General features: G+C 52.2%; 14 protein-coding genes. 5 read left to right on the top strand and 9 right to left on the bottom strand.

Translation table 11 applies throughout. From position 1 onward, the window contains the following. Nucleotides 1-31 precede the first annotated feature (31 nt). A complete protein-coding gene (amyA, locus tag CMQ96_RS01675) occupies nucleotides 32-1,519 on the top strand; it encodes an alpha-amylase (RefSeq protein WP_024359892.1) in 1,488 nt (495 codons plus the stop codon). Between the two features lie 49 nt (nucleotides 1,520-1,568). Here amyA and yedD read toward each other — a convergent pair whose 3' ends face one another. After that, entirely contained in the window at nucleotides 1,569-1,982 is a 414-nt protein-coding gene (gene yedD, locus CMQ96_RS01680; RefSeq protein ID WP_024359893.1) for a lipoprotein YedD, read from the bottom strand. 454 nt (nucleotides 1,983-2,436) lie between these two features. Between yedD and rcsA the strand changes: the two genes are divergently transcribed. Then, nucleotides 2,437-3,060 carry a transcriptional regulator RcsA gene (rcsA, locus tag CMQ96_RS01685; RefSeq protein ID WP_004136600.1) on the top strand — a complete coding sequence of 208 codons (624 nt, stop codon included), beginning with the start codon at nucleotides 2,437-2,439 and terminating at the stop codon, nucleotides 3,058-3,060. 41 nt (nucleotides 3,061-3,101) lie between these two features. Here rcsA and dsrB read toward each other — a convergent pair whose 3' ends face one another. Beyond that, the gene (gene dsrB / locus CMQ96_RS01690) at nucleotides 3,102-3,290 is read right to left on the bottom strand and encodes a protein DsrB (RefSeq protein WP_004136599.1); all 189 of its coding nucleotides are present in this window, start codon (nucleotides 3,288-3,290) and stop codon (nucleotides 3,102-3,104) included. A gap of 132 nt (nucleotides 3,291-3,422) precedes the next feature. Here dsrB and yodD point away from each other — a divergent pair, with 132 nt between their 5' ends. Next, nucleotides 3,423-3,638: a YodD family peroxide/acid resistance protein gene (yodD, locus tag CMQ96_RS01695; RefSeq protein WP_004136598.1), complete on the top strand. Its 216-nt coding sequence runs from the start codon at nucleotides 3,423-3,425 to the stop codon at nucleotides 3,636-3,638. A 329-nt stretch (nucleotides 3,639-3,967) separates the two neighbouring features. Here the strand turns inward: yodD and dgcQ are convergent, their stop codons facing one another. The 3 genes from dgcQ to CMQ96_RS01710 form a co-directional block, all read right to left on the bottom strand. Beyond that, nucleotides 3,968-5,635, bottom strand: coding sequence for a cellulose biosynthesis regulator diguanylate cyclase DgcQ (dgcQ, locus tag CMQ96_RS01700; protein ID WP_004136593.1), 1,668 nt, complete (start codon nucleotides 5,633-5,635; stop codon nucleotides 3,968-3,970). Nucleotides 5,636-5,742: 107 nt separating this feature from the next. Beyond that, nucleotides 5,743-5,922 (bottom strand): YodC family protein, encoded by a 180-nt coding sequence (locus CMQ96_RS01705; RefSeq protein WP_004122136.1) that lies wholly within the window; start codon nucleotides 5,920-5,922, stop codon nucleotides 5,743-5,745. Between the two features lie 75 nt (nucleotides 5,923-5,997). Continuing rightward, nucleotides 5,998-6,909 carry a DUF808 family protein gene (locus CMQ96_RS01710; RefSeq protein WP_098065736.1) on the bottom strand — a complete coding sequence of 304 codons (912 nt, stop codon included), beginning with the start codon at nucleotides 6,907-6,909 and terminating at the stop codon, nucleotides 5,998-6,000. Nucleotides 6,910-7,092: 183 nt separating this feature from the next. On the opposite strand from CMQ96_RS01710, the gene yedA reads away from it, so the two are divergent. Then, on the top strand, nucleotides 7,093-8,004 hold the full coding sequence (yedA, locus tag CMQ96_RS01715; protein WP_004136588.1) for a drug/metabolite exporter YedA: 912 nt from the start codon (nucleotides 7,093-7,095) through the stop codon (nucleotides 8,002-8,004). On the opposite strand, the gene CMQ96_RS01720 is transcribed toward yedA, so the two are convergent. Genes CMQ96_RS01720 through drpB form a run of 4 tightly spaced genes read right to left on the bottom strand, consistent with a single transcriptional unit; the run spans nucleotide 7,979 to nucleotide 10,963 of the window. After that, nucleotides 7,979-8,473 (bottom strand): very short patch repair endonuclease, encoded by a 495-nt coding sequence (locus CMQ96_RS01720; protein WP_004136586.1) that lies wholly within the window; start codon nucleotides 8,471-8,473, stop codon nucleotides 7,979-7,981. The two genes, yedA and CMQ96_RS01720, sit on opposite strands and share 26 nt — an antisense overlap. After that, nucleotides 8,454-9,887, bottom strand: a complete 1,434-nt coding sequence (locus tag CMQ96_RS01725; RefSeq protein WP_176518969.1) for a DNA cytosine methyltransferase — start codon at nucleotides 9,885-9,887, stop codon at nucleotides 8,454-8,456. Before CMQ96_RS01725 ends, CMQ96_RS01720 begins: the two co-directional genes overlap by 20 nt. A 56-nt stretch (nucleotides 9,888-9,943) precedes the next feature. Next, nucleotides 9,944-10,639, bottom strand: a complete 696-nt coding sequence (locus CMQ96_RS01730; RefSeq protein ID WP_049089595.1) for a phosphohydrolase — start codon at nucleotides 10,637-10,639, stop codon at nucleotides 9,944-9,946. 42 nt (nucleotides 10,640-10,681) lie between these two features. Next, nucleotides 10,682-10,963: a cell division protein DrpB gene (drpB, locus tag CMQ96_RS01735; protein WP_004136582.1), complete on the bottom strand. Its 282-nt coding sequence runs from the start codon at nucleotides 10,961-10,963 to the stop codon at nucleotides 10,682-10,684. Between the two features lie 624 nt (nucleotides 10,964-11,587). Here drpB and CMQ96_RS01740 point away from each other — a divergent pair. Further along, nucleotides 11,588-12,658, top strand: coding sequence for a porin (locus CMQ96_RS01740; RefSeq protein ID WP_024359897.1), 1,071 nt, complete (start codon nucleotides 11,588-11,590; stop codon nucleotides 12,656-12,658). The last annotated feature ends 69 nt before the right edge of the window (nucleotides 12,659-12,727 follow it).

Genomic DNA, 12,727 nt, shown 5'->3' on the forward strand with positions numbered 1-12,727 from the left:
AGTCAGCTTGATGACGTCTGGAGCATGGAAGATGAAAAACCCCACGTTACTGCAGTGCTTTCACTGGTACTACCCCACCGGCGGCGAATTATGGCGTGAAGTCGAGGCCCTGGCGCCGAACCTCAATGAAATCGGTATCAATATGATTTGGCTGCCCCCAGCTTATAAGGGAGCCTCCGGAGGATATTCGGTCGGTTATGACTGCTACGATCTGTTTGATCTCGGCGAGTTCGATCAAAAGGGGTCTGTCGCCACTAAATACGGCGATAAAACCCAGCTACTGGCCGCTATCGCCGCGCTGCGCCAGCACGATATCGCCGTGCTGCTCGACGTGGTGGTCAACCATAAAATGGGCGCGGATGAGAAAGAGCCGGTACGCATTCAGCGTGTTGATCAAAACGACCGCACGCAGATCGCCGATGAGATTGTTGAGTGTGAAGCCTGGACGCGCTACACCTTCCCGGTACGGGCCGGCCAATACTCTGAATTCATCTGGGATTATAAGTGCTTCAGCGGCATCGATCATATCGAGAATCCCGACGAAGATGGCGTGTTTAAAATCGTCAACGACTATACCGGGGAGGGATGGAACGATCAGGTCGATGATGAGATGGGTAACTTCGACTATCTGATGGGCGAAAATATCGACTTTCGTAATCGGGCGGTGACCGAGGAGATTAAGTACTGGGCGCGCTGGGTGATGGAACAAACCGGCTGCGACGGCTTCCGTCTCGATGCGGTTAAGCATATCCCCGCCTGGTTTTATAAAGAGTGGATCGACCACGTCCAGGAGGTCGCGACAAAACCGCTGTTTATCGTCGCGGAATACTGGTCGCATGAAGTCGATAAGCTCCAGCAGTATATCGCCATGGTTGACGGCAAGACGATGCTCTTCGACGCCCCCCTGCAGATGAAATTCCATGAAGCCTCGCGGCAGGGTCGCGATTACGACATGAGCCAGATTTTTAGCGGCACGCTGGTGGAAGCCGACCCGTTCCACGCTGTGACTCTGGTGACTAACCACGACACCCAGCCGCTGCAGGCGCTGGAGGCGCCGGTTGAGGCCTGGTTCAAGCCGCTGGCCTATGCGCTGATTTTGTTACGTGAGAACGGCGTTCCGTCAGTCTTTTATGCCGATCTGTTCGGCGCCAGCTATGAGGATACCGGCGGCGACGGCGAGACCTACGCCATTGAGATGCCGGTGATCGAGCAATTACATGAGCTGATCGATGCCCGTCAGCGTTTTGCTCACGGCGTACAAACGCTGTGGTTCGACCATCCGAACTGTATCGCCTTCAGCCGAAGCGGCACCGAGGAAGATCCGGGCTGCGTGGTGGTGCTTTCCAACGGCGACGACGGCGAAAAAACGCTGCCTCTGGGCGAAAACTACCGTAATAAACGCTGGCGGGATTTTCTCGGCAATCGTGAGGAGGTCATTGAAACCGACGATGAAGGAAACGGCATCTTTACCTGTAACGGCGGCAGCGTCAGCGTCTGGGTTATTGAAGAGGTGCTGTAAAATACGGGGAAACGCCGCGGGCTGAGAAGGTTTTCAGCCCGCAAAAAGCTTATTGTCCGTTTTTATCCGCCGACGCTTTTTTCCGTGCCAGTTCACACTCCGGGGTGAGACGATCCACCCTTTTAAGCGTCATCCGATCGTAGCTCAGGGTATCGCCTTCGCGCTCAATCGGATAGACGTCCAAAGCGGAGGTGACGTTATAAACCGCGTCATCACGCTTCATTAATTTCCCCGGCAGGACGATGACCCGCTGCCACTGACGACAGTCAAGCGTGTCACCCTGTTTAGTCACTATCAGGCTGGCGATCGCCTCCGGGCTCATCATCTCGCTCTGCGGGCCTGCCGATTGCCAGTATCCTTCCAGCCCTGTCGGCGCTGGCGCTTTAACAACATCGCTGTAGCTATCAACCTGAACGCACCCGGCGAGGGTCAGCAGAGCACCAGCAAACACTATCTTTTTCATCATCCATCCCACAAACCGATAAAAAAACATTGTGGCATTAAAGCGTTAAGCTCGCCACCCTTCCCGGATCGGGGAGCGGCGCAGCAAGACGCGGCCGGCTCAGCCAATATGGCTAAAAATTGCCTTCGAATGTTAAGTTATTCTTACTCATCTTATAAAACCGATAAATCAGAAGATGTTATTTTAACCATTCAATATAAGGATAATCCTATTTTAAAATACCGCCATAATGGCCATCCTATATATGACGGGTATTTAATGTTTTTATTTCCTCCACATAGCGATTTGTAGCCTTTACTTTGAGAATATTCCTGGCAAATTATGGGGCTTATACGAAATAGTTCAGGCTGCCTAATGGTTCCATGGCAGCAGTCGTTTTAATTGCTAACTAAATGGACTTCATCGCTTGTCGGCGAGGAATAAATTATCGTTACGTGTTGATTGAGGATGGGTCATGTCAACGATTATTATGGATTTGTGCAGCTTCACCCGGCTGGGATTAACCGGGTACCTCACTGGCAGGGGGGTAAGGAAGCGAGATATCACTGAAGTACACAGTGCGCCAAGCCTGAAAGCCCTCTGTGAGACCAGCCGACCTTCAGTGGTATTTATCAACGAAGATTGCTTTATTCATCATGAAGACAGCAACCAGCTAATCCGGCAAATCATTAGCCAGTATCCTGCGACGCTATTTGTGATCTTTATGTCGCTGGCGAATATTCATTTCAACCACTACCTGCTGGTGCGCAAAAACTTACTTATTTGCTCTAAATCTCTGACCGAAAAAGACCTCGATGACATTCTCGCCATCCGCCTGAAATATGAGAACTATCGTGCCGCCCGGCTTAATATCCCCACGCTGTCTTTAAGCCAGACCGAGTCAAATATGCTGCAGATGTGGATGGCTGGTCACGGAACCTCGCACATATCAGCGCAGATGAACATTAAGGCGAAGACTGTCTCATCGCACAAGGGCAATATTAAAAAGAAAATTCACACCCACAATAAACAGGTGATTTATCACATCGTACGACTGACTGAAAACATCACGTCCGGAATTCATGTCAACCTGCGTTGAAAGACGCTGGCGGCCGCTGCCGCCAGTTCACTTACGGCAAGTCACTCGTCCCGCTCAACGAAAATACCGTCGGGATGCCCGTTCTCGTTAAAAAACCAGATGCCGAGCGGATAATCTTCCAGCGAAACCAGATACATCACCCCTTCGCTAAACGACTCTATCGCCAGCACAACACCCGATCGACGTGGGCCGCCATCGGTCTTCACCGTGACACGATCGTTTACCTGCATAACTCATCTCCTCTATTTTTGAGCCAGTGTAGAACAAAACAGCCGATCGCGCAGTGTCCGGCCCGGTAACTGCTGTTTTTGTAGACCGTCTATACTTAAGAGGCCCTATCTGAGTTAAGCGAGGTAGCCGAAATGAAAACCGCCAAAGAAAATAATGGCGCAGGCGGCGTTGATGTTGACGCCCTGCTGGCGGCGATTAATGAAATCAGCGAAAGTGAAGTGCAGCGTACGCAAGACGATCCCCACCGCGTCAGTATTGATGGCCGGGATTACCATACCTGGCGCGAGCTGGCTGAGGCCTTTGAACTCGATATCCATGACTTCAGCGTCACCGAAGCCAACCGCTGAATTCTGCGCGAAAAAAATCCCGACTCGCAGGAGTCGGGATGAAGCTTGCTAATGCAAGAAGCACTTGAAAATTCGTTACACCAGGATTTCCGATGCGCTACAAACATTACCCTCAATTATTTTGCATGACAACAAACATTCATGAAGCAAATTATTGAAAAATGTGGCTTAGCATTACCGCCACGCTGGCAAAGCTCGCCAGGCAAGGACTGCAACCCTTCGTTCTTCTACGAACGTCCGATTGCCGCTAAACGATTTTTAAGAATAATCTCACTAAAATAACCATAGCGGATGATTTCAATTCAATTTATTCACAAGAGAAATTTCTTTCACCCTTCAGCACAGACCCGATCGCGCCCGTTCTGCTTGGCCAGATACAAGCGATGATCGGCGACTGACTGCAAATTTTCGAAGTTATATTCGCCGGTATCATCGCTACCGCTCACCCCAAGCGAAGCGGTAATACGCAAAGAAATGCTGTTACCCAGCAAAATTTCGCGGCTATTGATCCGGATACGGATCCGTTCAGCAATCACCTGCGCTTCTTTTAACGGGGTATTGGGCAGCACAATACAAAACTCCTCCCCGCCAACCCTCCCCGCCAGATCGCCTTGCCGAATATGGCTGGCGATAGTGCTGGCCACCAGCGACAGCACGCGATCCCCCGCGTGATGACCGAAGCGATCGTTAACGCTTTTAAAATAATCCAGATCGAGCTGAATTACCGCCACAGGCCGCTTCAGACGCTCGCTCAGGCGAGTTTCCGCAATGGCACGTTCAAACAGCGCGCCGCGGTTTAATAAACGGGTCAGCGCATCATGCCAGGCCTGCCATTCCAGCGAGGTCTGCAGCACGCTCATGTTGCGCACCATTCGACGAATGACCAGCCAGGAGATCAGCAGCATCAAAGTGAACATTAACCACATCAGCATCAGCGCAATGGTGATGCTGCCAAAATCACCGCGGACCCCTTCCTGGATAGTATGGATACGGATCAGCACCCCATCAAAATTGCGTAAATTTTCCCAGCTGATATAGCGCGTGACCAGGCGAATCCCGCCCTGATTCTCATGGGAAGAGGCGCGGCTTAGCATCTCCTGTTCACGCGGCGACAGCAGCGTCAGCACGTTGCCCGGCGCGGAGGAGGCAATTAAATTGAGTCGATTATCATAAAGCTGGTACTCACCTTCCTCGCCCGTTTTGATCGCATTGACCAGAAATGTTTTCATCTCCTGTACCGAGAAATCCATCGCCAGAACGCCGAGCCAGTAGCGCTGGAAATCAAGCGGAATAGACGCCGTCACCACCTGCATTTCGCGCTGCGATTCATCATCGGGAAACGTTTGCCACACAATACCGCGAGCAGGATTATTCCGCTGCGTTTGTCGGGTAAACCAGGCGGCGCCTGTTGCCCGCGAATAGAGAGCCAGCGCCTGCGTCGAATTTTTCGGCAGCTCGGTCGTCGTAAAAAAACCGCTGCGCGACACGTACAGCATGCGTTTCGCAAATCCACGGTTGTTATTGGCCAGACGCAGCATATAACCCAGCTCCAGTGTGGCCATGAGCTCATTTCCGGAAAAGGGATTATCACGGGAAAGCAGCGCGTCGCTGTCGACAAAGGCATCCGCGACGCCGTAGATCGGCAGCGTCCGGCGGTTATGGATCTCAACCGACCATATGGGATCGTGCCGCTTTGTTAAGTAATCCTCTTCGGCCTTGCGCAGCGCGGCAAAATCCAACGGCGTACCCAACGCCGACCGCATACCGTTGCGAAAAAAAATCATTCTGTCGATATTAAACTGCAGCAAACTGTCGAACTCATGGGCCACGTTTTCAAGATTATTGCGCTGGTTTGCAACGTAGGCTTCTTCCAGGACCTTGATCTCACGCCATATCAGCAGCGTGGAGAAGCAGAAGACGATAAAAAAACAGAGGTTAACCACATATCCGGGGCTTAAAATCTGACGCAATTTTTCCACCCACATCAGCTTATCCATCGTTTTCTCGCAGCACAGTTAAAGAAGCAAACGTCATCCACGCTCCCTGTTTGTAAAATAATCACTATTATGAAAACGCCCGACGAATGCCGGGCGCTGATAAAGGGTCAGGTGCGATTCGACTTCCCTCCCCCTCCGCGAATAAGTTCATCCTCACGAAACGCCTCGCGCTTAACGCCGTAACCGTCATACCAGCGGCACTCCACCATGCCGCTGGCGAACCCGGTAACGACCATGCGGGGGCCACCGTTTTTTCGCCTCACTTCATCACTGACCAACAAGACCATTTTTGCCTCCGGTATCAGGAAGAAACAGATTTACCTTAGACGAAGCTGAACCACTTTGCATGAGCAGGAGCACATTTACTTCGCCGGACGACGAAGAGCGCCAATCGCTTTCACACCGGCCAACACAATAGCGCCAATGATGAATCCCAGCACCAGGTTGGCGACCGTTGGCAGCAGCGAGGCAATCACCGCATTCTGCCCATGGGCCAGATTTTCAATGGCATGGTGCAGCGGCGTAATACCGTGCCCCACAATGCCGCCGCCGACCAGGAACATCGCCAGCGTGCCAACGATGGACAACACTTTCATCAGGCGGGGCGCAATCGCCAACAAAGCCTTGCCTGACCACTGCGCCAACGAGCTGGTTTTCTCCACCAGCCAGTAGCCCATATCATCAAGCTTGACGATGATCCCCACCAGACCGTAAACCCCCACCGTCACCAGCAGCGCGATGCCGGACAAAATCAGGATCTGATTTAATAACGGCGCTTCAGCCACAATCCCCAGCGTAATCGCGACAATTTCAGCCGACAGAATAAAATCGGTACGTATTGCCCCTTTCACTTTATCCCGTTCAAAAGCCATGGGATCCTGGCTCGCCAGGGCCTCAAGCCGCTGCCGGCGAACCTGCGGATCCTCTTTATGCTTCCGGGCCTGCAGACTGTGCAGCACCTTCTCGACGCCTTCGAAGCAGAGAAACGCCCCCCCCAGCATCAGCAGCGGGGTAATCGCCCACGGGATAAAAGCGCTGATCAATAACGCCAGCGGTACCAGGATCACTTTATTGATCAGTGAGCCTTTGGCTACGCCCCAAACGACCGGCAATTCGCGGTTGGCCCGCACGCCGGTGACCTGTTGAGCATTAAGCGATAAATCGTCTCCCAATACGCCTGCCGTTTTTTTTGCTGCCAGTTTCCCCATGACCGAAATATCATCGAGTAAAGTGGCAATATCATCCAATAAGGTTAATAGACTACTTCCCGCCAAAATTGCATTCCTTCATTTATGGTTGTTCCTCCTGAAGTATGAAGCAAAAGCGCTTTTTCGCCCACCAGTGTCCATAGTCAACAAAAATTTAACCATAGCAGGCGAATTAAAGCGCTCGCCAGCACGCGAGTTTTCACGTTTACTATATCTCCCCTTTCTGTCTCTGCACCGTCGTGAGGAAGTATGTCTACCCGTCAGCTGTTGCCGCTCATCGGGGCGTTGTTTGCGCTGTATATCATCTGGGGTTCCACCTATTTCGCTATCGCCGTCGGCGTCGCCAGCTGGCCCCCGCTAATGATGGCTGGCGTGCGCTTTCTTTCCGCGGGCGCGGTGCTGACCGCCTGGCTACTGGCAACCGGCCATAAGCTCCCTGCGCGAAAGCCTCTGCTCAACGCGGCGCTGATTGGCGTGTTACTGCTGGCCGTGGGGAATGGTTTTGTCACTCTCGCCGAGCACCAGCACGTACCTTCCGGTATTGCGGCGGTCATGGTCGCGACGGTGCCGCTGTTCACCCTGTGCTTTAGCCGTTTTTTTGGTATTGCGACCCGCAAACTTGAATGGCTGGGTATCGCTATTGGTCTCGCGGGGATCGTACTGCTCAACAGCGGCGGCAACCTGAACGGTAACCCCTGGGGCGCGCTGCTAATACTTATCGGTTCAATGAGCTGGGCGTTTGGTTCCGTCTACGGCTCGCGAATCGAGCTACCGACGGGGATGATGGCGGGCGCCATTGAGATGCTGGCGGCAGGCGTCGTGCTGATGATCGCCTCCACGCTAACCGGAGAAAAATTAACCCAAATGCCGTCGTGGTCCGGCATTTTTGCCGTCGCCTATCTGGCGATCTTTGGTTCGCTTATCGCCATCAACGCCTATATGTATCTGATTCGCAACGTTACACCTGCCGTGGCGACCAGCTACGCCTACGTTAACCCGGTGGTCGCCGTGCTGTTGGGCACCGGTTTTGCCGGCGAAAGCTTATCCGCCGTAGAGTGGCTGGCGCTGGGAATCATCATCTTCGCCGTCGTTCTGGTCACGCTCGGCAAGTACCTGCTTCCGGCTCGCCGCGACATCACCTCCTGTAAGGCGCAGAAGTAACGTCTAACAGACCTATACCTTGCGTATCGATCTGCGCGCAGTTCCCTCCGCCGCAGATCCACTCCTCCAGCCGTTCCCCCAGCGCTTCGTCGCTGAGCTTCTGGCGCCCGCGCAGCGCGCACTCCCAGACCACCAGCACTCGCCATCCCTGCTCCGCCAGGAGGCCGATATCCCGGCGATCGCGCGCCACGTTTTTGGCTATTTTATCCAGCCAGAACTCAGTTCTCGTCGCGGGGACCTTAAACAGGTAGCAATTATGATGATGCCAGAAGCAGCCGTGGGTAAAGATAACGCACTGATACTCGGCCACCACAAAATCCGGGCGGCCGGGCAGCGCGGCATCCTGCACGGTAAAGGAAAATCCTGCACGCGCCAGCAGTCCCGCCAGCCGTTTTTCAATCGCCGTATCGCGGGTGCCGATCGCGCGCATGTTTTTACTGCGGGTGGCTTTATCGTGGACATCGGCCATGGTCAATCTCTTGCTCACGGTAAGCCACCGCTCTTGCTATACGCGGCGCCAGCAGCTTCGCTACCGCCGCAAAGACCGGCACGACAACCGAATTGCCAAACTGGCGATAGGCCTGGGTATCCGATACCGGAATGCGAAAATGGTATCCCTGCGGCGCTTCAAATCCCATCAAACGCGCGCACTCGCGGGGAGTCAACCGACGCGGACGCCGAAGCTGGTTCTCCGCATCGTCAAAAGACTTTTCGCCTAAAAGCCGATCCCAACCGCGATCGATAAGGATCTCCGCGCCATCTTTGTAGTAGCGGGCAGACAGCGTACGCGCCACGCTGCGCGGATTCTTGGGGTCAACGAGCCCGTAGCCAAAACCGTTCCCTCGCTCCTGATGCTTGCGCGCATAGCGATAGAGATATTTCCACAGCACTCTGGTGAGGATAAATTTGTCGTCAACCACGGGTTCCAGCAGCTCGCCGAAAGTTGGGCGAACGGAGGGATAGAGAGTGGCGATATCGCGCAGGGTGAATCCCTCATGCAGCTTGAGGTCGCGCCGAAAACCCACCAGCACAATGCGTTCCCGGTGCTGAGGTAAAAAATGACGCCCGTCGATCACTTTCGGATCATCCGCTCCGGTATGAGCCGCATCAGCAACCTCATAACCCAGCTCATCCAGCGTCTGCATAATGATACGAAATGTCCGCCCCTTATCGTGGCTCTTCAGGTTTTTGACGTTCTCCAGAACAAATATCGGCGGCTGCCGGGCGGCGATAATCCTGACTACGTCAAAGAACAGCGTCCCCTGCGTTTCGCAGGCAAAGCCGTGGGCGCGGCCAAGGGCATTCTTCTTCGATACGCCGGCGAGCGAAAAAGGCTGGCAGGGAAAGCCGGCCAGCAGAACATCATGCTGCGGGATTGTCTGGCGAATGTGCTGCGCCGCGTCTTCATCGCTCACCTCGGGGAGATGGCTCAACGTGACGTCACGGATATCTTCATTGAAACAATGCTGCTCAGGATCGCAGTACCAGTTGGCTTTATAGGTGCGCACCGCATGTTTATTCCACTCGCTGGTAAACACGCATTGCCCGCCAATCGCCTCGAAACCATGACGAATGCCGCCGATACCGGCAAACAGATCGACGAAGCGGAATCCATAATGCGGATGATGCGCAGGCGGCTGCGGCAAGAGCGTGCGCAGGTGGGCCTGCTCCTGCGCAGTTATACGACCTGCCGCGCGCGTTACCGTCGCAACGCGCTTCAGTATAGCCGGGCTCCAGTGCTGCTCGCCGACGGCAACCAGCTGCGCGACCAGCGTTTTGACATCATATATCGCCATCAGCTGGCGCAATAGCGCCTGCGCATCTTCTCCGGTATGTTCAACCTTCAAAGACGGGGGATTTTCCTTGGATAAATTTTGCGCCATAACCTCAACCAGCCCGACTATTTTTGCAGAGGTTACCATAAATAGCGCAGCCAGTTTTACGCGAGTGGGTTAAAGCGCTGCAAAACCTCGTCATCAATAGCCATCGGGTCTCCACGAAGCTCCGCGCTGAGCTTGGCCATAAACTGCACCAGAAAGCGCGCATTGTGTATCGCCATTGCCCGGCCCTTTTCAGTCTGCATCGTTTGCGGTAAACGCAACAGCTTGCACTGGAAGTGATCCAGCGCGTAGGTTTTATCATTCAATTCCCGCCGGTCGGCAAAGGGATCGCTGGCATCAAACAAGATATTGTTCAGCGCGCCGGACACGGCAAAAACGCGCGCCAGGCCAATCGCCCCCAACGCCTCGAGTCGATCGGCGTCCTGAACGATTTTCGCTTCTTCGCTTCGCGGAGCAATCGCCGCGCTAAAACTGTGCGCTTCAATAGCGTGTAAAACCGCCGCGTAGCGTTCAGCGGGGAAATCAGGAAAAGCTGACTGGAGGATAGCCAGCGTTTTTTCCGCCGCCATCGCAGAAGAGCGGCTACGCTCAGGATGGTTTTTCGCCAGGCTGACGATGTCATGAAAATAGCAGGCGGTCAGGATCACCAGACGGTCAGCATCTGTATCTTCGGCCAACCGCTGCGCTGTAGCCCATACCCGGCGGAAATGCGAAATATCATGAGCCGCATCCCCTTGCGCGTGATGTTCGGTTAGCCAGGTTTCAAATCGTTGCTGCCAGTGAAAAAGGTCCATGCACGTTCCTTAGGTAACAGGCCAGCAACGAGCATAGCAACTTTATTCGTGATGTTCATAGATCTGCGCATTAGGGCGCGTGTACCAGGCAATTGCGCCAAGAATGGCCCCCACGATGCCTAACACCAGAAATCCCAACAGAGCGCCAATCCATTTCCCTGCCGTTGAACCAAGTTCGCCATCAATCGTAGCGCCGGGCACGCTTTGAATCTGCCCGACAACCCACCAGTAACGCGCCATCGCCCAGAGGAAATAACCACAAAAAGCATAAAATGCCCACAGCGCCAGTTTCCCACCAGGACTTCTTTTCGCTTTATCTTCCATTCATTTGCTCTCCGTGAACTCAACAAGCAACATCACTTGCCAGTCAAAAATAGTGATATCCATCACATTATATAGCGAAAATTCTTGCAAGGCAGCAGATCTCTCTACCCGATGCATTTTTGTGCATCATCCAGCTTCTTTGTCATAATGCCGGCTATATATTCAATGAATTTATTCCATTTTTAAATAATACAAATTTATGAATGGCATTTAATTTCTGGCTCTTTTTCACTCACCCTCCTTCGATCCTCATTTCACCAGTCATTACTCTTACTCAGATCATCCTCTGAAAGATAAACCTACGTTTAAAGACGTGCAAAACAATTATTCGTAAAATAAATATTAAATAACAACATATAGGATGCATGAAACTTATCTACAACAAAATCCAATCAACGAAGAAGCATAAGTCCATGTTATTAAAAGCCATAAATGCAGGAAATAAATTATCACAAAACAATATAATTTTAATATAATGAATATAACGGAAACATTTTGTAATATTAGATATAATTTAGTTACATATTTAATTTAAAGAAAAATGAACTTAATCGCTAGTATCAAATAGTCACCCCGGAAGGAATGACACAATTCATATTAATTATGATTAAAAGGGAATATATAATGAAAAGAAAAGTACTGGCAATTCTGGTTCCAGCTTTATTAGTCGCTGGCGCGGCTAATGCAGCAGAAATCTATAATAAGAACGGCAACAAACTGGATTTCTACGGCAAAATGGTTGGCGAACACATCATGACCCATGATGGCGACAACAACAATTCTGACGATACCTCCTATGCGCGTTTCGGCATTAAAGGCGAAACCCAGATTAGCAGCGAATTGACCGGTTATGGCCAGTTTGAATACAACATCAAAGCGGACAAACCGGAAGGTCAGCAGGGCAGCGCTACCCGTTTAGCATTCGCCGGTCTGAAATTCAGCGACTACGGTTCATTCGATTATGGTCGTAACTACGGCGTGGTTTATGACGCGGCAGGTTATACCGATATGCTGGTTGAGTGGGGCGGCGACGGCCTGGTTTACACCGACAACTTCATGACCGGTCGTACCAACGGTGTTGCAACCTACCGTAATACCGACTTCTTCGGCATGGTTGATGGCCTTAACTTTGCTCTGCAGTATCAGGGTAAAAATAACGACACCACCGCGAAAAAATCAAACGGCGACGGTTTCGGTTTCTCCGTTAACTACAACATCGACGGCTTCGGTTTCGTTGGAGCCTACAGCAACTCCGATCGTACTGATGAGCAAGCTGCGGACAAGCGGGGCGAAACAGCTGAAGTCTGGAACCTGGCGGCTAAATACGATGCAAATAATCTGTATGCATCAGTCATGTATGGCGAATCCCGTAACATGACTCCGCTGGAGAAAACGACTTTTGGCAGTTTTGCCAATCACACCCAGAACATCGAAGCCGTTGTTCAATATCAATTTGATTTCGGCCTGCGTCCGTCCCTGGGCTATGTCTACGCGAAAGGTAAAGACCTTGGCGCCAAAGAAGACACCAATGCGGATATCATGAACTACGTTGAATTGGGTACCTGGTACTACTTCAACAAAAACTTCAACGTTTACACCGCATACAAATTCAATCTGATCGATGATGAAGACGCGGCGGTAAGTGGCGCAGCCACTGACGATCAGTTCGCTGTAGGTATCACCTACCAGTTCTAAGATTGTCTCATTAACCTAAAGCCCGCTTAATGCGGGCTTTTTTCGTTGTCACCCCTAAACCACCTCCTG

The organism is Klebsiella sp. MBT K-1, from assembly GCF_002556465.1.
GTDB classification, from domain to species: Bacteria; Pseudomonadota; Gammaproteobacteria; order Enterobacterales; family Enterobacteriaceae; genus Klebsiella; species Klebsiella grimontii.